A 19,293-nucleotide genomic window follows, 5' to 3' on the forward strand; every position below is an offset into this window, starting at 1 on the left:
GTGGACGCTGCACGACTACTCGCCGGTATGCCACCGCAACCACCTGGTCCAGCCGGACGGGCGCTATTGCGGCCTGGCGCCGGTGGCGGAGTGCCGGTCGTGCCTGGCGGTGGACGCGGACGGGTTCGAGGAGCCGGATCCGGGCGAGCGGCGGGCGGTGTTCGGGGCGTTCCTGGCGGGCGCGGCGCGGGTGTTTGCGCCGTCCTCCGACACGGCGGGCCGGATCCGCGCGGTGTACCCGGACCTCGCTGTCACGGTGCGGCCGCACCTGGAGCCGGAGCGGGCGGTGCGCTCGACCGCGCTGCAGCGGCCCGGCCGCGTCCGCCGCGTCGCCGTGCTCGGCGCAATCAGCCCCACCAAAGGCGGCCTACTCCTGCAGGCCCTGGCCACCGACGCACAGGACCGGGACCTGCCGCTGCACTTCTCGATCGTCGGCCACTCGGACCCGGCCCTGACCGGTGGCCTGGAGCGCGCCGGCGTTACCGAGACGGGGCGGTACTCCACCGACGATCCGACCCTCGACCGGGTCGCCAGGTCGGCCCTCCAGATCGCCGAGACCGGCCGCCACTGGGAGGACGACGAGATCCTCGATCTCGTCACACAGGTCTCGGCCGACCTGATCCTGCTGCCGTCGATCTGGCCGGAAACCTACGCGTACACGCTGACGCTGGCGCTACGCACCGACCTGCCGGTGGTGGCCTTCGACCTGGGTGCCCCGGGGGAGCGGCTGCGCTCGGAGTCGAACGGCCATCTGCTGCCCTGCGCACTGGTCGCCAATCCGACGGCCTGCAACGACCGGATGCTCGCCCTCGAAATCCCGGCGCTCGGCCGCAGCGCGGGGCTGACGCGAGTCGCCGCCTATGCGGACCTGCTGCGCGATTATTACGATCTCGCGACCTGCCAACGACCCGACAGGAGAGCCACGGTCAACGCACTTTAGCCCCTTTTCTCATCGAAGCAGGCCCGGCAACCAGAGGTCACGTCGATGCCCGCCCTCCCGCCGGTCCAGGGACAGAAGAGCCCGATCGAGTCCTACCTGCACGTCCTGCATGCCTTAATCCTGCGGGACATGCGCACCCGTTTCGGAGCCTCCCTCTGGGGCTACGGCGTGGTCGTGCTCTGGCCCTGCGTCCACGTCTTCATGCTGATCGCGATCTACACCTTCCAGAAGCTGGCGGCCCCCCTCGGCGACAACAGGGCCCTGTTCTTTGCAACAGGCGCGGTTCCCGTTCTGGTCTTCCAATATATCTCGCGCGAGGTCATGAAGGCGGTGATCATGAACCGGCCGCTGACCTACTACCCGCAGGTCAAGCTGTTCGACGTCATCCTGGCCCGCATCCTCGTCGAGATCGTGACCGGCTTCCTCGCGCTGCTGGTCGTCTGTTCCATCCTGGTCGTCATAGGGACCAATCCGATCCCAGCGGACCCATTCACGGCTATGTGCGGCTACCTTGCCGCGATCGTACTTGGCATCGGGATTGGAACAATCAACGTGGCGATCATCGGCTTTTTCCCAGGCTGGCTGATCGGCTACGCACTTTTCAGCATCATCCTGTATGTATCGAGCGGAGTTATGTTTCTCCCAAGCTACATGCCAGACAAAGTCTACTACTGGATGAAGTACAACCCGGCCATGCAGCTGGCTGAATGGGTAAGATCTGCCTATTATCCCTACGCGGGCATTCAGGTAGATTATCTTTACATCATCATGTTCGGCCTGACCTGCGCCAGCATCGGCCTGCTGCTGGTCAAGCATGTCGTCAGCAAGCTCCAAGCTTGAAGAAAGCAGGGTTGCGCGTGTGCCCTACAATCGCGCAACCCGCGGCCGGCACGATCCTCAGGCTGCCCCACCAGAGCCGACCGCAGGCTTCCGTGTGGCCGCGACGCAAGTCTCAAGCTTCGAATTCTCCAACCGCTTCGGGCCAGGGCTGTCGCACGATGACGAATGCCGCTCATGCCATTGAAACGAAATACATTCGTCAGATCCAACAGCAGCAGGTCGAATTGACCCTCCTCAAAGCCGAACGCGACGACGCCTTGCGCGAGCGCGATCTGGCCCGTGCTCGGTCGGAGGCGACGTCCACGCTGATCGAGGCGCTGGTCGGAAGCGTGCGGCCTTACGGGTTCAGTCGCAAGCGCTTCCTCGCCGCGATCCGCAAGGCTGCGCGGACCGTGCCGGATCACGGACCGGCCGCACTTCAGCACGGCATCCTGTTCGAAGGTTCGAACCGGATCCTGGCGGCCTCCCGCATTCCGGGCCGAGCGGCGACGCGCGGCTGAACCCCGACACGCTTGCGCGCACGCGCGATCCCGTTCCGAGACTGGAGCCCAGGACCATGGATGTCGAACTCCTGACGGTGTTCAATGCCCTGATCAACCTGCGGGATAATCTGAACGCGCACCCGCACATTCTCAGCTCGGATCTCGACTTCCTGTCCTTCGCCACGCGGCTGGCTCCGTACTCCAACGCGCAGTTGATGCAGGATCTGTGGGTGCTGTACGAGCTCCGGGAGAAGCGAAACGGCTATTTCGTGGAATTCGGCGCCTGCGATGGCGTCAGCCTGAGCAACACGCTCCTGCTTGAAAAGACCTACGCTTGGCAGGGAGCCCTCGCGGAGCCAGCTCGGGCTTGGCACGAAGCGCTACATCGCAACCGCGGCTGCTACATCTCCGATAAGTGCGTCTACAAGACCGACGGCATTGAGGTTCTCTTTAACGAGGTCGACATCGGCGAGCTCTCCGGCATGGAGGATTTTGCCGGCGACGACTTTCACGCCCAGTTTCGCCAGGAGCGCCGGCAATACCCGGTGGCGACCATCTCGCTGGAGCGATTCCTCTCGGAGGCCCGGGCGCCGCGGCGCATCGACTACATGAGCATCGATGTGGAAGGCGGCGAGCTCGACGTGCTGCAGAGCTTCGATTTCACCCGTCACGACATCGCGCTGATCAGCGTTGAGCATAATTTCTCGAGCAGCCGGGAGAAGATCGACGCGCTGCTAAGTGGCCACGGTTACCGACGGCGCTTCCGTCAGCTGTCCCTGTTCGACGACTGGTACGCGCGCCCGGATCTCGTGACCGCACGATCCTGACGGAAGGTTCGGCTATGTCGGCGCAGACCGCAATCGCCATTCTGGATTCGATGTTCGACCTGTTCAAGGAAATGGGCAGCGGCATCGCCCTCGATCTCAACTGGTTCGCGATCGCCAGGCGCCTCCAGCAGGTTCGCGCGGAAGCCGTGTGGTCGGCCGATCTCGACTTCGTCGCCGTCAAGCTGAAGGCGCACGCCGCCCATTACGCCGCCACCTACCGCGAGCCCCTCGGTTCAGAGGCGATTAGAAAGAAGAACGCCGAAAGGCTCGACGAAGTCGTCCGACATTACTCGATCCTTCGCGCGCATCTGGAGCAGCAGTTACCGGCCTCCTGACGCCGTAATGATTGGCGCGCGGTGCACATGGGCGCTCCGAGAATGGCCTCCGCCAGTAGGACACGCTGGTCAGCCGCGCCGGTACACAAGTCGCCACCGACGGTAGCCCAAACTCGACCGTCCCGAGCGCGCTGCCCAACGCTAAGCATTGAGCCTGCGTACGGTTTGAGGCATCGATCCTGTGCACGTGCGCCCATGCGGCGACGAGGGAGGTATCGTGAGCAGTCTGAAATTCGGGACGAGCGGCTTGCGCGGTCTCGTAACCGACCTCGTCGGCGGCCCGAGCTACGCCTATGCCAGCGCGTTCTTCCGATCCGTCTCCCAGAGCGAAGGTGGCCGTATGGTCGTCATCGGGCGTGATTTGCGTGACAGCAGCCCCGGCATCGCCGCGACGGTGGCAGACGCCGCGGCAGGTGCCGGCTTCACGGCGATCGATTGCGGCCCGCTGCCGACTCCGGCCCTCGCCCTCGAAGCGATGCGGCGCGGTGCCTGTGCGGTCATGGTCACAGGCAGCCACATCCCCGAGGATCGCAATGGCCTGAAATTCTACCGGCCCGACGGCGAGATCACCAAAGCCGACGAGGCCGCCATCCTGGCCGCCCTGGAGCAGGGCGCGTCCGGCGATGGCCGGGCCTCAGCGCCTGCCTCGCCTGAACCCGACGCGATCGCGCGCTATCAGCAGCGCTACGCTGCCGCCTTCGCGCCGGACATCCTGCAAGGCCTGCGGATCGCGGTCTATCAGCAGAGCTCGGTGGCCCGCGACCTGCTGGCCGACCTGCTCGCCGGGTTCGGCGCGCAGGTGACGCCGATCGGCCGTTCGCAGGTCTTCGTGCCGATCGATACAGAGGCCCACCGCCCGGAGGACATCGCCTTCATCCGCGACGTCATGGAGCCGGGCTCCTTCGACGCGCTCGTGACCACGGACGGTGACGCCGACCGGCCACTGGTGGCCGACGGCACGGGCCGGATCCTGCGGGGCGACGTGCTCGGGCTCATCACCGCCCGCTTCCTTGGTGCCGATACGGTGGTAGTGCCGGTCACGGCCGGCTCGGCGCTCGAGCATTCCGGCGGCTTCCGGAAGGTTCTGCGCACAAAGGTGGGATCGCCTTTCGTCATTGCCGGCATGGAGCAGGCGACGTCGGCCGGGGCGCGGATCGTCGCAGGGTTCGAGGCGAATGGCGGGTTCCTGCTCGGCTCGGATGTCACGCTCCACGGCAGGACATTGTCCGCCCTGCCGACGCGCGATGCGATGCTGCCGATCCTGGCCACCTTGGCAGCGACGCGCGCGGCTGGGATCGCCCTAGCGGACCTCGTGGCCTCCCTGGATGCGGGAGAGATGGCCAGCGACCGGCTGCCCAACACCCCGTCCGAGACGAGCGCCGCCTTCCTCGATCGCCTTCGGGATCCGGACTTCCGCGCTGCCTTCCTCGCCCCGATCGGATCATCGGCCTCGATCGATCAGCAGGACGGGATCCGGATCGAGCTGGACGGCGGGCGCACGATCCATTTCCGGGCATCGGGCAATGCGCCCGAGCTCCGCTGCTATGCGGAGGCCAAGTCGGCAGGGGAGGCGCAGGAGATCGTCCGGTGGGGACTTGCCTCCGCCGCGACCGCGATGGGGGCAAACACCTGACCCCTCACGAAGCCTCGGAGCGACGCCCGAACATCGCAAGAAGCCGGGGCGCTCTTCAAAGCGCGCTGACGACCTTCGCCTCTTGGTGCGACCGCTCGGGCACGGCCAACGGACGGGCTTCGCGCGGGACAAGCGATGGCAGGACGCGGCTTGCTACCGGTTGGCGTACTCCGCCGCGGCGAGCCTGCGCAGGCCCGCCTCGAGATCGATGCGCGGACACCAGCCGGTCCGGTCGAGGAACCGCGTCGAGTCGAGCATCTTGTAGGCCGCGCCCTGGAACGAGCCGGGCGGGCTCACCAGGGGGACGGACCAGTCGAGGGCGGCCAGGGCCGCCCGCGCCACCGCCTCGACGGTGACGGGCGTGTTGGCGGCGCAGTTGAGGATCTCGTTGTCGAACGCCTGGTCGGCCGCCAGGATCGCGTCGATCTGGTCGTCGACGTACAGCACCTCGCGGACGGTCTGCGGGTTGCCCCAGACCTCGAACTGCTGAGCGCCCGCCGCCTTCTCCCGCACGGCGCGGTCGAGCAGGGCGCCGACGAAGTGGCTGCGGTCGGAGGCCTTGTTGTCGTGCGGTCCGTACAGGGTCGCCAGCACGCAGTGCAGGAAGGTCAGTCCGTACTGGTGCGCGTAGGCCGCCGAGCCCGTCGCCAGGACCTGCTTGGCGAGCCCGTAGCCGATCACCGACGGGTGCGTGGGTCCCTGCCCGAAGCGCGCCTCGGAGAGCGGCTCCGCCGATTCCGGATAGGTGCAGGACGAGCCCGTGGAGACGAGCTTGGCCTGCGGCTGGAACAGGCGCCACGCCTCGAGGACGTTCAGGTGGACCCGGGCATTGATTGCCAGGAGCTCGCCCTGGATGTCGTACTGCACCGCGCCGGTCCGCTGGCGGGTCACCACGTGGAAGATGCGGCCGGCCGGGGGCGCGGCGCGCAGCGCCTGCTCGACATTGGCCCAGTCGGAGAGGTCGCCCGCCGCGCGTCCGATCTCGACGACCTCGCGGCCCTCGGCCCGGAGCCGGGGGACGAGGTTGCGCCCGAGGAAGCCGTCCGACCCAATGACGATGTCGCGCTCAGGCCCCGGCATGGTCAGCCCCATCGCGATAGGCCTCGCGATACCACGCGATCGTCGGCCGCAGCCCGTCCGGGAGGCCCGTGAAGGTCGACATCCCAAAGCGCTCGCGCAGCCGCTGATTGGTCGAGCGGCGGGCGAGCACGCCGTGGGTCGCCGTGTCGGGGGCGTGCACCGGCCGGTCCTCCGCGGCCACCTCCAGGATGGTGCGGGCGAGGTCGAGCAGGGTCGTGGTCTCGCCGCGGCAGAGATTGAGCACGTCGCTTGTCTCCCGCATCTCCAGGGAGCGGGCGAACACGTCGACGACGTCGCCGACGTAGATGAAGTCGCGCTCGACCAGCGGGTTGCCCTTGATCTCGAAGCGCTCCCCCGGTGCCAGCGCGCGCATCACGAACGCCGGCAGGACGTGCGCCTTGCGCGGATCCGTCGAGTCGTGAGGACCGTAGGGGTTGCTCAGGCGGAAGCTCAGCGTGTGGATCCCGTAGCGCTCGGCGTGGAGGTCGGCGACCACCTCGGCCCAGCGCTTCGACCAGGCGTAGAAGGCCTCGTTCCGGTTGGGCGGCGCGTTGAGGTCGACCGGACGCGCGTCGTCGAGGGGATCGAGGGCCGCCGGGTAGACCGCGACGCTCGAGGCCGCGCGCACCTCGCGGATGCCCTTCGTCAGGCAGAACCGGTAGAGGCGGTTGGCGATCTCGGCGTTGCCGGTGAGCAGGTCGCTCTGCGCCGTCTCGAACTTGTCGGCGTCGTAGCGCTGCGCGGCGACGTTGACGACGATCGTGTCGGCGGGGACCGACAGCGCCTCAAGGGTGTCGAAGCGCGCGGCCTCATGCGCCCCCGGCACCGCGCGGCCGGAGGGGCTGACCGCGATCAGCCGCGGCACGCGGCCGGCGAGATGCGCGACGAGGTTGCGGCCGACAAACCCGGTCGCACCGACGACGACGACGGTGTCGGGCAAGGAGTGTAGGGGGAGAGCGGCCACGCTCAGACCGACTTCGGCAGGTCGGCGGCGGTGATCACCTTGAGTTCCGGCACCGGGACGATGAAGGCGCCGCCGTTCTCGAGGTAGCGACGCTCGCGCGCCAGGAACTCGTCGATGAAGTTCCAGGCGAGCACCAGATAGGCGTCTGGCGCGGGCACGCTACCCTCCTCGACGATCGGGATTCGGGCGCCGGGAATCAGGCGGCCGAACTTCAGCGGATTCTTCTCGGCCGCATACTGGACCAGCCGCGGGCCGATGCCGAAGGCGTTGAGCAGGGTCGCGCCCTTGGCCGGGGCGCCGTAGGCGTGGACCGTCTTCCCCTCAGCGTGCATGCGCTCCAGCAGGTCGAGCAGCGCCGCCTGCAGGCGCCGGACGTTCTCGGCGAAGCCGACATAGGTCTCGAACTTGCCGTAGCCGCGGGCCTCCTCGTCGGCGCGCATGCGCTTGACCGCGTCGCCGACCGGGTGGGCGCCGGGGAAGCCGACATGCGCCTCGAGGGAACCGCCATGGACCGGGACGACGCTGACGTCGAAGACTTCCAGGCCGTGGCGCGCGAACAGCTGCTCCAGGGAGCGGAGCGTGTAGTAGCACAGGTGCTCGTGATAGATCTGATCGAAGGCGGTGTTCTCGATCATGCCGCCCAGGTAGATCGCCTGCACGACGAAGACGCCGTCCGGCTTGAGCAGCGTGACGATGCCCTTCACGACGCTGTGCAGCTCCTCCAGGTGGAAGAAGACGCCGGCGGCGGTGATCAGGCTCGCCGGCCCGTCCTGCGCGCGGACGATCTCGGCGGTCTCGGCGTTGAAGAAGCGGTTCAGCGTCGGCACGCCGGCGGCGCGGGCCAGTTCCACCACGTTCGAGGCGGGCTCGACGCCGCAGCGGCGCAGGCCGAAGGGCTCGTACTGCCGCAGCCACGTGCCGTCGTTGCTGCCGATGTCGACGACGAGGTCCTGCGGCCCGAGGCCGTACCGCTCCACGAGACGGGCCGCCGTCTGGCGGAAATGCTCCACCAGCGTCTTCGTCGTGCCCGAGACGTAGGGGTAGTCGCTGAACATGCTCTCCTTCGGGATCGTGTGATCGATCTGGACGAGCGTGCAGTCGTGGCAGAAGCCGGCGCGCAGGGGAAAATGCGGCTCGCGGCGGTCCGCGAGTTCCGGCGGGATCAGGCGGTTGCAGTGCGGCTGATCGGTCAGGTCGAGAAACAGCTCGACATCGCGTCCATCGCAGACGCGGCATGCCATGGCGAGTTTCGTTCCCGTCATCCTACGACCTGTGACATCCGCGGCGCGAGGCTCTACGACCCCGCGAGGCTTACCGGCTGAGCAGGGGCAGCGCAACGCGCGTTCGCGCCTCGATCGAAGTCAGATCCGGAAAGCAAAACAGTCTTAAGATTTTGAAATTCTTTATATGAAGAAAACTTACAATGACCCCGGGCGACAATTAAAAATACAAACTCCCGGCCTCCAGGAAAGAATGATGTCGGTTCCGAATTGGACAGTCCGTAAGTCACACCATGTCATGAAGGATCGCTGGCTCGGTCTCCGTGCCGACAACTGCGTGACGCCTTCGGGCCACGTCCTCGACCCCTACTACGTGCTCGAGACCGCGGACATCGCCCTCGTGCTAGGTATCGACGCGGCCGATCACATCATCCTCGTACGCCAATACCGTCACGCCTATGGGGGTCCGAGCCTGGAGCTTCCGGGCGGGGCCATCGACCCCGCCGACCCCGATATCCTCGCGGCCGCCGAGCGCGAGATGCGCGAGGAAACCGGCTACATCTTCGCCGATGCCGAGCGCGTGGTTACCCTGAACGCGGATCCGGCCCGCTACGCCAACCGCATGCACCTCATTCGTGCGCGGGTGACCGCGGCCGGGCCGGCGCGGCCGGATCCCGGCGAGGACATTACGGTGGTGCGCGTACCGCGGGCCGAGGCCTTACAGCTCGCCCAGTCGGGCTCCATCGTCGGAGCCGTGCATGCCGCCATGATCCTGATCGGCCTGTCCGGCCACGGATGAGGGGCGTCATCGGATTGTGGATCGAGCGATCGAACCGCTGACAAGGCCCGCGCGTTCCGCCAATACGATTAATCGTCGGTTAAAGAGCGGATCGAAGCGTGCCCGAGTACGACATCAAGATCGTCGTTCCGCGAGATCGGAAAGCCGCGGACGCGGAAAGCGAGACGCCGCCCAAGCGCAAGCTCGACTGGGATCGCGCCATGCGCGAGGCTGCGGAAGCGGAGCTCTCGATTCAGTCGCACGATTGAGATTGCCGGACGGCGAAGCGCGTCTCGGCGAAGCCCAACACCTCCTGCCGCCCTTCCTAGCCCGTCAGAGCGACCTCTCGCAGGAAGGCGAGCAGATCGTCCGACCTGAAGTGGTGCACGGCGAGCCCCGCCGCGCGGCCGGCGGCGAGATCTGTTTCCTGATCGCCGACCAGGAAGCTGCGCTCGCGGTTGATGTCCCAGTGGGACATCAGGTCGAGGATCATGCCGGGCTCGGGCTTCCGCCATCCGTGGGCCGCCCTGTAGGCCTCGACCGTCCCGTCCGGATGATAGGGGCAGTAGCGTAGATCATCGATATGCGCGCCGGCCTCGCGCAACTCGTCCCGCATCCAGGTGGTCAGACGGGCGACGTCGGCCTCGGTGTAGAAGCCGCGGGCGACCCCAGCCTGGTTCGTGACGACAAAGACGAAGAAGCCGGCATCATTCAGCGCGCGGACGGCGTCGCGCGCGCCTTCCATCCACTGGAACCGGTCCACGGAACCGACATATCCGTGGTCGTGATTGAGAACGCCGTCCCGATCGAGGAAAGCGGCGGGTCTCTTCCGGCGAGCCGGGATCTCACCCTGGGCCCGGGCGTAACTGTCGGGCACGCCGATATCGAGGAAGTAACCGTCGTGGGCCTCGCCCACCACGCGGCCCTCGGCGACCAGCGCGGGCAGGACGTCCCGTTCCAGCGAGCAGGCCGGCGGCAGGCCAGTCAGCGCATCGCGACGCACCAGATAGACGCCCGCGTTGACGAGACCGGGACCCGGCTCAGGCGGCCGCTCGAGGAACGCGGTGATCCGGACGCCATCGAGGAGCGCGACGCCGTAGCGCGCGGCGTCCGGCACCCGACGGAGCGACAGGACCATCGCTGCCTCGGGATGACGCGCCGCCAAAGCGGGCAAGGACAGCAGATTCACGTCGAACCACGAGTCGCCGTTCAGCAGGAGAAAGGTCTCGTCCGCCTCGGGAAGGGCGTGCACGACGGCGCCGCCGGTCCCGGCCTGCTTCGGCTCGATCGAGACCCGCAGCGTCATGCCGAAGCGGCGGGCGACCGGGTTGTCGGTGGCGTAGGCGCGGATTTTCTCGCTGTGGAACGAGGCCAATAGCACGACGTCGGTGAAGCCGTGGCGGCCGAGTTCGAACAGCAGGACGTCCAGGAACGGCTCCCCGGCCACGGGCAACAGCGGCTTGGGCATCGCCGAGGTCAGCGCTCCCAGGCGCGTGCCGAAGCCGCCGCACAGGATCATGGCTTGCCGGACGGGGCGGCCGCTGCTCCTCTCTGTCTCGGTCACAGGCCGCCCTTCACGCTGCCATCCCCTCGGGGGAACAGGTTTTCCTCGACGAGGCCGCAGACGATGTGCGCGGCGGTGATGTGGATCTGCTGGATCAGGGGCGTCGCGTCCGACGGCGCGTGCAGGCAGAGATCCGCCCGCTCGGGCATCGCCCCACCCGCCGCACCCGTGAAGGCGACGACCCGCAGACCCAGGCCGCGGGCTGCGTCCATCGCCTTCAGCACGCTCGGCGAGCGGCCGGAGGTGGAGAGGGCGAGCAGGACATCCCCCGGCCGTCCGAGGGCCAGCACCTGCCGCTCGAACACGTGCTCGTAGCCGTAATCGTTGCCGATCGCGGTGATCACCGAGGTGTCGGTGGTCAGCGCCACGGCCGCGGCCGGCGGCCGATCGTAGTTGAGCCGCGAGACGAACTCGCCCGCGATGTGCTGCGCGTCGCCGGCACTGCCGCCGTTGCCGATCGTCAGGAGCTTGCCGCCGCCGCGCAGGGACGCGGTCACGAGATCGGCGATCTCGGCGAGGGTCGCGTGGAAGCGGGAATCGTCGAGAGCGACCTGGAACGTGTTGCGGGTCTGCGTGAGAAAATCGACGATGGCGCTCATGATCTCCTCGGTCCGTTCCCGCGCCGGCCGACCTGTCGGGCCGCCCGGCGGGGCGCTCGCTGCTGGGCTGGGGCCGTCCGGATCAGACGTTAGCGAACCGCGAGTTGCGGATCATCCGGAAGCCCTTGATCAGCTCCTTGATGCCCCGGTCCAGATCGAAATCGGGGAACCAGCCGGTCGCCTCCAGCTTCTCGTTGGACACGATGTAGTCGCGCTTGTCCGGATCCTCGCCGATCGGCGCCTCGACGTAGACGAAGTTCGGAACGTGCGCCTTGATGCGCGCGCAGAGTTCCAGCTTCGACAGGTTGGCGCTCGACAGGCCGAGATTGTACGCCTCGCCGCGCATCCGGCCGTAATTGTCCATCGCGTGGATGAAGCCTTTGGCGACGTCGCGGATGTGGATGTAGTTGCGCTTGAAGTGGCCCTCGAAGACCAGGAGCGCCCGGTCGGTCACGGCCCGGTGTGTGAAGTCGTTGACGAGGAGGTCGAGCCGCATGCGCGGCGCCATGCCGAACACCGTCGCGAGCCGCAGGCTGACGCCGCGCCCGCTGTCGAGCACGGCCTTCTCGGCCTCCACCTTGGTGGTGCCGTAGAGCGAGATCGGCCGCAGGGGCGATTCCTCGGTGCAGAACTTGCCGGCCTCGCCGACGCCGTAGCCCGAGTTGGTCGTCGGGTAGACGATCCTCTGCTCGCCGCCCGCACGCTGGACCAGGGCGATCACGGCGTCGCGGTTCAGCGTCGTGGCGCCGATCGCGTCCTCCTTGCAGAGGGGGGCGCCGACCAGGGCCGCGAGGGGGATGAGCACGTCGTGCTTCGGGATCAGCTCGTCCAGGATGCGCGTGTCGCGCGCGTCACCCTTGATCGGCTCGAACGTGTCGTACTGGCAGGCCGAGAACAAGTCGGGGGCGCCGGACTTGAACGTGTCGAGCACCGTCACGTGGTGCCCGCGCTCCAGAAGCATCGGCACCAGAATCGTCCCGATATAGCCCGCGCCGCCGGTGATCAGAATTCGCATCGTTGCCTCTCGTCGCGATGGGTCAGCGGCCCGGCTGCGGCCGGGCTGGAGCCTGTGAGGACGCCGCTCAGCGCGTCTGGCGATAGATCAGGGTGGACCCGTCGACGTCGATGCCGATCGGAACGACGGACAGCGGCGCGACCCGCTCGATCAGAGCCGGAAGCCGGTCGGGATCGATGAGAGCGAGGAAGAAGCCGCCGCCGCCCGCGCCGCACAGCTTCGCTCCGTAAGCCCCCGACGCGATGATCGCTTCGAACAGATCGTCGAGAATTGCGTTCGAGACCTCGCGCGACAGGGTTCGCTTGATGCGCCACGAGGCGGAGAGCATCTCGCCGAGTTGCGTGAGCCAGCCGCTCGTTCCCGCCTCCAGCAGCGAGACGCATTCCTCGACGAGGCGGTAGAGTTCGGACAATTCCTTGTCGATCGCGCGCGCGCGGGTCACGGCGATCTGCGCCGCGACCGTGGTCGTTGCGCGCCGTGCGATGCCTGTATGCACAAGCACCATCGATGCGTTGAGTTGCTGTATGGCCGCGGAACTCATCTGGACGGGCGAGATTCGTATCGCGGAACCGCTGAAATCGAATCGATTGATGCCGCCAAACGCAGCATGAAGCTGGTCCTGGACGCCGACGTTCTCGCGCAAAATCTCGCGCTCGACTTCGATCGCCTTCTTCGACAGCTCGATCTTCGTAGGCTTTTGATTCAATATCGCGTAGATCGTACGCAAGAAGCCGACAGTGAAAGCGGAAGACGATCCGAGCCCGCTTCCAGCCGCCGGCAAGTCGGAGATGATGCTCATATCGAGCCTTCGACTCACGTCGAAATGCTTGAGCACCTCTCGAACAACCGGATGTTCTATTTCATCGATATTGTTGCAATGCTCAACGCGCGAATAACTAAGTCTATAATTGTAGTCCTGGCAGCCAATCAAATCCAGCGCCGCGATGATGATGTACTTGTCAATCGCGGCGCCAACGACAGCGCCCGGCGCCCGCTCAAAATACTCCGGGTAATCTGTGCCGCCGCCGAACAAGCTAATTCGAAGCGGGGTCCGCGTGACCGTCAGCATAAAAGTATTCCGGGTCTTTCATTTGCATGACGCAACCAAAGGCAACAAGCTTTCGACCAGAAGCTTCCCGATCGCCGTTCCTAGAAAAGCACGCCTACCATTATCGTCTCACCCGCGCCAGACATGAGACAACTCCATGCCTTAACGACACCATAAAATGCCTCTCCCATCGAATTCCAACTTAAAAATTTTGTTAAACAATTTGGAATTGATTTCAAATCTTGAACAACGGAGCTCCATAACTTCCAAGTGCGCTTTTCCGCCATCGATGATCGACAGCATGGCACTTATGGGCTCCTGTCGGCAGTTGGAGCCGACTCGGACCTTTAGGTGAACGTGCAATGACATCGCCGATCTCGCGACTCGGTTGCGAGGACCTAGCGGCAAGAGGCCTGAGCTGGAATCAGACCGCGGTTCCGATAGCCTCGCCCCCCTCGACAGCCATGGCAGATGCCCACCGCCACATCTCGCCGAGTCGTCTCAACCGAGCACTTGTCGGACTGCTCACATCTGGCGAACTCACAACTCGTTAAAGCCACAGCTTCGGGGGAAACGTCGCAAGCGAAAATTGCTCGATCATAGTTAAGAGACGGTAAAAATTTTCCGTTATCCTCCGTCCGGGTAGGGACGAGGTGCCAAGGAGGCATCGTCGGACCACTTTCGGCGTGCAATGGGATTTCAGACCTCCCATGCGATCCTAAGTAGTCCCGCCTTGATGCTTCTGGCGATCGCCTACGTGCTAATCGGCAGTGCCATGAGACGGGAAGGCTGCGCGACGAGTTCAAACGGCGGGCGCTTCATCGTTCCCGACGGCCATACGGCTCAGATTGACCGCTGTGACCGTCAGCAAGCCAAAGCGTACCTCGACCAGACGTAGATTTCGGCACCGACGCAAACCTATCGCTTGCCCCCCGCGCGAGAGCGCGCCCCTAGATGCCGACACGGGGGCGTGACCTGACCGGTATTTTGGACCGAGCCATTTGCCACAAGGACGAGTCGGAGCAGGCAGATGTGACATGGGCGATGAGAAGTCGAACTCATCGCCCGTGGATGATCGTTTCTCCTTGATAGATTTTCTGGAATATACGGTCTCTTTTCCACCCAGGCGTGACGTTGGTGAGCGCGCCACAGGCAGCAGGTGGTCGCAAGCCGACCGATAGCTCCAGGCGTTCAAGCCGGAGAAACCGGCTCTCCCCACTGCAGCCCAGCTTATGACCGCGTCACATACGAACGATTCATCGTCGCAGCTCCCGGTGCATCTCGAAGGTGCGTATCACTCCTTCACCGACTTGCACGTGCTTTCGGAGAGCGGTTGAAATGCTTGTTCACCAGGAATGGTCTTCAGAATTTTATAAAAATCCCATGGTCCCTTCGATTCCGCCGGCGCCTTCACTTGGGCGAGATACATGTCGTGCACCATGCGTCCGTCCGGCCGCAGCTTGGCGTTTCGCGCGAAGAAGTCCTGGATCGGCAGCTCGCGCATCTTGGCCATGACCCGCAGGCCGTCGTCGGTCCCGGCGGCTTCCGCCGCTTTGAGGAAATGGAGCACTGCCGAATAGTCTCCGGCTTGCACCATGGTCGGCATCCTGCCGCCCATCCGCTCGCCGAATCGCTTGGCGAAGGCGCGCGTCTGCTCGTCCATGTCCCAGTAGAAGCCCGTCGTCAGGATCATGCCTTGAGCGGCCGGCAATCCGACGGAATAGATGTCGGTCAGGAAGATATTGAGGCCGCCCAACCGCTGCCCGCCCTGAAGAATCCCGAACTCGCTCGCCTGCTTGATGGTGTTGATCGTGTCGGCGCCGGCATTGGCCATGCCGATGATCTTCGCGCCCGAGGCCTGTGCCTGCAGCAGGTAGGATGAGAAGTCCGGATTGGGGAAGGGGTGTTTGACCGACCCGAGCACCGTGCCGCCCTTGGCCTTGACGACGCGGGTGACCTGCGCCTCCAGGTCGTGCCCGAAGGTGTAATCGGCCGTGATGAAGAACCACGTGTTCTTCGGATCATCGGCCAGAGCCGAAGCCGTCCCGGCTGCGAGGGCGTAGGTGTCCCAGGTCCAGTGGGCGCCGGTCGGTGAACAGGCGGCGTTGGTCAGCGCCATGGAACCGGCACCGGAGTTGATGTCGATCTTCCCCTTGCTGCGCGCGACCTCACGCACGGCCAGACCCGCCACCGAGGAATTCGTGTCGAAGATCGCGTCGACACCTTCGGTATCGAACCAACGGCGCGCGATCGAGGAAGCAATGTCCGCCTTGTTCTGGTGATCGGCGAAGATCAGCTCGACCTTTCGGCCATTGATCGGACGGCCGAAATCCTCCACCGCGAGTTGGGCGGCTGTCACGGATCCTCGGCCGGCGAGATCCGAATAACCACCGGACATGTCGGTCAGGATGCCGATCTTGATGCCGTCGTCGGCAAATTGGGCTGATGCCGGCACGATGGTCAGGAGGCCGGCGGCGAAGGCGGCGGCCGCCATCAGGTTACGACGGATCATTTCTTCCTCCCCTGTCTCTTGCTTATGATGTGCGCTCTCCGCTGCCGGAGAGATCGAGTGTCGCCCCGCGTGGCGCTGAACGGCGGCGCGGTCAGGTCGCCGCGCCCCTCGGGATGGTGTGCGTCGGCCCCAGGAGCGGCCGGTGCGCTTCGGCAGGCCGCCGTCGGCGCGGTGCTGTCACCAGGCGCCATCGCCCCATACCGAGGAGGGCCTTTCGCCCTCAGAGATAGCTTCGGCCGTCGAGGTAGGCCTTGCGCCAGCGCCTGATCTCGACGCGCTCGAACAGGCCCACCTTGAAGAACGGGTCCGCCTGGATGAGGGCCTCGGCTTCGGCGCGGGTGTCGACATCGACGACGTACAAGCCGCCGCCAGCATCGCTTCCGTCGTCGTTCAGCTTCGCGCCGCAGGCCAGGAGCCGATCCTTGATCTGGTCGAGATAGATCAGATGCTCCGCGCGGTTCGCTCTGCGCATGTCAAGGCTTCCGGCCTTGTCGAAGGTCTCGATCATGTACGGCATGGGAGATCACCCGTCAGTTGGCTGCGATGGCGGAGGGATGCTGCGCCAGCGGCGTGACGCTCAGCGACATGTAGGGGTAGAGCGGCAGCGAAGTCAGGATGTCGTGAAGCTCGTCGTTGCCGGCAACATCGAACACGCTGTAGTTGGCGTACTGTCCGGCAACGCGCCACAGGTGCCGCCACTTGCCCTCACGCTGCAGCGCCTGCGCGTAGGCCTTTTCGTCAGCCTTCAGGCGATCTGCCTCGGCCTTTGGCAGAGTGGCCGGAAGGTTGACCTGCATGTGGACCATGTAGAGCATGTCGGCGATCCTGTGCTGCGGGCGCGTGTGAACGCTTCTGACGTGAGATGGTCTGCCGTGCTCGCTGCCGGCTGAAGACGAGACCGAACTGGAGCCACCGCGGTGCGGACGCGCTGTGCTGCGTCTCCCGGCGGCCCCGCGATGGAGGGCTCTCCTCAGGCATCGGCGCGGATCAGGTCGGCCGCCTTCTCGGCGATCATGAACACGGCCGCCTGGGTGTTCCCGGAGACGATGCGCGGCATGATCGAGGCGTCCGCCACGCGCAGTCCCGTCACACCGCGCACGCGCAGGTTCGGATCCGTGACCGACCCGGGATCGCTGCCCATGCGGCACGTGCCGCAGATGTGGTAGATCGTCTGGCCGTCGCGGCGGGCGAAATCGAGCCAGTCTGCATCCGTCCGGCAGTCCGGGCCCGGGTTGAGCTCGGCCCCGCGGAAGCGATCCATCGGCGCCTGCTCGACGATGGACCGTGCGATCTTCATTCCGTCGACCATCGCACGGCGGTCCTCCTCGGTGGCGAGGAAGTTCGGGCGGATGGCCGGGGGCTTCAGCGGATCGGGCGAGGCGGCGTGGATCGTGCCGCGCGATTCCGGCCGCAGTTGCGTGACACCGATCGTCATGCCGGGCAGGCGATCAAGCTTGCGCTCGGCGGCGTTGGCGTAGCTCGCGTGCATGAAGAAGTACTGCACGTCGGGCCCGTCGAGCCCAGGACGCGTGCGCACGAAGCCGTGGGCGAGGCCGGTCCCGAGCGACAGGATGCCCCGCCGGGTAGCGAGATAGCGCGCCGCCGCGAGGCCGAGGCGGAGGCCGCGGGTCTGCTCGTTCAGCGTCACCGGCAGGCGCACCCGCCAGTTCATGCGCGTGCAGTAATGGTCCATGTAGTCGGCGCCGACGCCCGGGAGCGCGCGTCGCACCGTGACGCCGAGGCCGGAGAGGATCGCCGGATCGCCGAGGCCGGATAGTTCCAAAATCTGGGGGGTCTGGGCCGCTCCCGCGGCGAGGATCACCTCCCTGCGGCAACGGTAGAGCCGCTCGCGCCCGCCGACCAGCGCAGCGACGCCGCTCGCCCGCTCCCGGTCGAAATTCAGCCGCAGGACGTGCGCGTCCGTCACGACGGCGAGGTTGGCGCGTCCCAGCGCCGGTCGCAGATAGGCGTCGGCGGCGCTGACCCGCCGCCCGCGCCGCTGATTGACTTGGTAGTAGCCGAAGCCGTCCTGGCTTGCCGCGTTGTAGTCGGGATTGCGCGGATGTCCGGCCGCTTGTGCGGCGGCGATGAAGGCTTCCGCGATCGCCGGCCGTTCGGCGACTTCGGTGAGCGGCAGCGGGCCGCCGCGGGCGCGCAGCGGATCGGCCGCCCCGTCGTAATCCTCGAGCCTGCGGAAATAGGGCAGCACGTCGGCGAAGCCCCATCCGCGGCACCCGGCCTGAGCCCAGGCGTCGTAATCCTGCGGCTGACCGCGCACGTAGATCATGCCGTTGATCAGCGTCGACCCTCCGAGGCCCTTGCCACGCGGAACCGCGATCACCCGGCCGCCGGTCGCCTCCTCGGGCTCGGTCCGGAAGCGCCAATTGTAGGATGGGTGCTGGAGCAGGCGGCTGAACCCGGCCGGGATCGCGACCCAGGGGCTGCTCGCCCGTCCGCCCGCCTCGAGGAGCAGCACCCGATGTGCCCCGGACTCGGTCAGCCGGCTGGCCAGGACGCAGCCCGCCGTGCCGCCGCCCACGATCACGTAGTCGAAGTCGCCCGCCGCGACGGCATCGGTGTCGGTCGGTTCCAAGGTCTGCGCCACGGTTCGCTCCAAGATCCGGCCTCAGAGTGCGCCCATGTGGCGAGCCATGAGGGCGATCTGGCGCTCCAGCATCGGCAGGCCCTTCTGGATGCGGCAGCCCGCCGCCGACGCCGCGGCGAGCAGCGGCGTCGTCTCCGGATCCATGATCGCCTCGGCGACGAACTGCCCGTCGTGGAGGGCGCTCAGATCGAAGGGTGAGGGGTCCTGCGGGCGCATCCCGAGCGACGTGCCGTTGACGAGGAGGTCGTGCTCCGCCTGGGCGCCCCCGGCGTCGACCGCCAGCGTGGGATAGGCGGTGCGCAGGCGCTCCACCAGCGCCCGGGCGCGGTCTGCGGTGCGGTTCAGGATCGTCAGGCGCGAGACACCCGCCTCGGCGAGCGCGAAGGCGATGGCGCTCGCCGCGCCGCCGGCCCCCGCGAGCGCCGCGCTCCGGTCGCGGGGCTCCAGGCCCGAGGCGCGCAGCGCCTCGACGAAGCCGATCCCATCCAGCATCGTGCCGACCATGCGTCCGTCCGCCTCCCGCCGGACGCAGTTGACCGCCCCGATCTGCTCGGCCTCGCGGGTGAGCGCGTCGCATAGGTCGGTCATCGCCGTCTTGTGCGGGACCGTGGCGATGAAGCCGCCGAAATTGCGCAGGTGCCTGAGCCCGTCCATCACCGCGGCCAAGCCGTCCGCCGTGACGTGCAGCGGGACGAGCACGCCGTCCACGCCGTGGCGGGCGAAGAGCGCCCCCATCACCTCGGGCGCCTTCACGTGGTAGATCGGGTCCGCCAGGATCCCGTAGACCCGGGTCCGGCCGGTAATCCCGGCCGTCGTGAGCGCGCTGTTCATGGCCGTCCTCCCGTCCATCG

At 66.5% G+C, this 19,293-nt stretch carries 19 protein-coding genes and 1 pseudogene; 8 read left to right on the forward strand and 12 right to left on the reverse strand.

What is annotated here, in order from left to right:
• The 6 genes and pseudogenes from BLT59_RS24930 to BLT59_RS24955 form a co-directional block, all read left to right on the forward strand.
• Positions 1 to 940, forward strand: a pseudogene (locus tag BLT59_RS24930) (glycosyl transferase); the annotation flags it as partial.
• Positions 941 to 985: 45 nt separating this feature from the next.
• Positions 986 to 1,780 carry an ABC transporter permease gene (locus tag BLT59_RS24935; RefSeq protein WP_076729265.1) on the forward strand — a complete coding sequence of 265 codons (795 nt, stop codon included), beginning with the start codon at positions 986 to 988 and terminating at the stop codon, positions 1,778 to 1,780.
• Entirely contained in the window at positions 1,777 to 2,280 is a 504-nt protein-coding gene (locus BLT59_RS24940; RefSeq protein ID WP_244514136.1) for a hypothetical protein, read from the forward strand. Before BLT59_RS24935 ends, BLT59_RS24940 begins: the two co-directional genes overlap by 4 nt.
• A 56-nt stretch (positions 2,281 to 2,336) precedes the next feature.
• Complete coding sequence (locus BLT59_RS24945; RefSeq protein WP_091787184.1) at positions 2,337 to 3,089, forward strand: FkbM family methyltransferase; 753 nt, start codon at positions 2,337 to 2,339, stop codon at positions 3,087 to 3,089.
• A 14-nt stretch (positions 3,090 to 3,103) separates the two neighbouring features.
• Positions 3,104 to 3,424: a hypothetical protein gene (locus tag BLT59_RS24950; RefSeq protein ID WP_091787187.1), complete on the forward strand. Its 321-nt coding sequence runs from the start codon at positions 3,104 to 3,106 to the stop codon at positions 3,422 to 3,424.
• A gap of 217 nt (positions 3,425 to 3,641) precedes the next feature.
• A complete protein-coding gene (locus BLT59_RS24955; RefSeq protein ID WP_091787190.1) occupies positions 3,642 to 5,057 on the forward strand; it encodes a phosphomannomutase in 1,416 nt (471 codons plus the stop codon).
• Between the two features lie 153 nt (positions 5,058 to 5,210).
• Here the strand turns inward: BLT59_RS24955 and BLT59_RS24960 are convergent, their stop codons facing one another.
• The 3 genes from BLT59_RS24960 to BLT59_RS24970 are packed head-to-tail and all read right to left on the reverse strand — an operon-like array spanning position 5,211 to position 8,342.
• Positions 5,211 to 6,149 carry an NAD-dependent epimerase/dehydratase family protein gene (locus BLT59_RS24960; protein WP_244514137.1) on the reverse strand — a complete coding sequence of 313 codons (939 nt, stop codon included), beginning with the start codon at positions 6,147 to 6,149 and terminating at the stop codon, positions 5,211 to 5,213.
• Positions 6,124 to 7,101: an NAD-dependent epimerase/dehydratase family protein gene (locus tag BLT59_RS24965; RefSeq protein ID WP_091787193.1), complete on the reverse strand. Its 978-nt coding sequence runs from the start codon at positions 7,099 to 7,101 to the stop codon at positions 6,124 to 6,126. Before BLT59_RS24965 ends, BLT59_RS24960 begins: the two co-directional genes overlap by 26 nt.
• Before the next feature lie 2 nt (positions 7,102 to 7,103).
• A complete protein-coding gene (locus BLT59_RS24970; protein WP_091787195.1) occupies positions 7,104 to 8,342 on the reverse strand; it encodes a class I SAM-dependent methyltransferase in 1,239 nt (412 codons plus the stop codon).
• A gap of 277 nt (positions 8,343 to 8,619) precedes the next feature.
• On the opposite strand from BLT59_RS24970, the gene BLT59_RS24975 reads away from it, so the two are divergent.
• Positions 8,620 to 9,120 carry an NUDIX hydrolase gene (locus tag BLT59_RS24975; protein ID WP_091787198.1) on the forward strand — a complete coding sequence of 167 codons (501 nt, stop codon included), beginning with the start codon at positions 8,620 to 8,622 and terminating at the stop codon, positions 9,118 to 9,120.
• Positions 9,121 to 9,218: 98 nt separating this feature from the next.
• The gene (locus tag BLT59_RS31485) at positions 9,219 to 9,368 is read left to right on the forward strand and encodes a hypothetical protein (RefSeq protein ID WP_175544127.1); all 150 of its coding nucleotides are present in this window, start codon (positions 9,219 to 9,221) and stop codon (positions 9,366 to 9,368) included.
• Between the two features lie 56 nt (positions 9,369 to 9,424).
• On the opposite strand, the gene BLT59_RS24980 is transcribed toward BLT59_RS31485, so the two are convergent.
• The 9 genes from BLT59_RS24980 to BLT59_RS25025 all read right to left on the reverse strand — a co-directional run bounded on the left by BLT59_RS24980 (position 9,425) and on the right by BLT59_RS25025 (position 19,273).
• Positions 9,425 to 10,663 carry an HAD-IIIA family hydrolase gene (locus BLT59_RS24980; protein WP_244514138.1) on the reverse strand — a complete coding sequence of 413 codons (1,239 nt, stop codon included), beginning with the start codon at positions 10,661 to 10,663 and terminating at the stop codon, positions 9,425 to 9,427.
• Complete coding sequence (locus BLT59_RS24985; protein WP_091787204.1) at positions 10,660 to 11,262, reverse strand: D-sedoheptulose 7-phosphate isomerase; 603 nt, start codon at positions 11,260 to 11,262, stop codon at positions 10,660 to 10,662. The genes BLT59_RS24980 and BLT59_RS24985 overlap by 4 nt, the downstream gene beginning before the upstream one ends.
• An 82-nt stretch (positions 11,263 to 11,344) precedes the next feature.
• Complete coding sequence (locus BLT59_RS24990) at positions 11,345 to 12,277, reverse strand: NAD-dependent epimerase/dehydratase family protein (RefSeq protein ID WP_091787207.1); 933 nt, start codon at positions 12,275 to 12,277, stop codon at positions 11,345 to 11,347.
• Between the two features lie 67 nt (positions 12,278 to 12,344).
• The gene (locus BLT59_RS24995; RefSeq protein WP_091787209.1) at positions 12,345 to 13,346 is read right to left on the reverse strand and encodes a GHMP family kinase ATP-binding protein; all 1,002 of its coding nucleotides are present in this window, start codon (positions 13,344 to 13,346) and stop codon (positions 12,345 to 12,347) included.
• A 1,273-nt stretch (positions 13,347 to 14,619) separates the two neighbouring features.
• On the reverse strand, positions 14,620 to 15,837 hold the full coding sequence (locus BLT59_RS25005) for an ABC transporter substrate-binding protein (RefSeq protein ID WP_091787216.1): 1,218 nt from the start codon (positions 15,835 to 15,837) through the stop codon (positions 14,620 to 14,622).
• 220 nt (positions 15,838 to 16,057) lie between these two features.
• Entirely contained in the window at positions 16,058 to 16,354 is a 297-nt protein-coding gene (locus BLT59_RS25010; protein WP_091787219.1) for a YciI family protein, read from the reverse strand.
• A gap of 13 nt (positions 16,355 to 16,367) precedes the next feature.
• On the reverse strand, positions 16,368 to 16,652 hold the full coding sequence (gene catC, locus BLT59_RS25015) for a muconolactone Delta-isomerase (protein ID WP_091787222.1): 285 nt from the start codon (positions 16,650 to 16,652) through the stop codon (positions 16,368 to 16,370).
• Between the two features lie 155 nt (positions 16,653 to 16,807).
• Positions 16,808 to 18,442 carry a GMC family oxidoreductase gene (locus BLT59_RS25020; RefSeq protein WP_091787225.1) on the reverse strand — a complete coding sequence of 545 codons (1,635 nt, stop codon included), beginning with the start codon at positions 18,440 to 18,442 and terminating at the stop codon, positions 16,808 to 16,810.
• Positions 18,443 to 18,463: 21 nt separating this feature from the next.
• A complete protein-coding gene (locus tag BLT59_RS25025) occupies positions 18,464 to 19,273 on the reverse strand; it encodes a shikimate dehydrogenase family protein (RefSeq protein ID WP_175544128.1) in 810 nt (269 codons plus the stop codon).
• Positions 19,274 to 19,293 lie beyond the last annotated feature (20 nt).

Source organism: Methylobacterium sp. UNC378MF, assembly GCF_900103195.1.
In the GTDB taxonomy this organism is placed as follows: domain Bacteria; phylum Pseudomonadota; class Alphaproteobacteria; order Rhizobiales; family Beijerinckiaceae; genus Methylobacterium.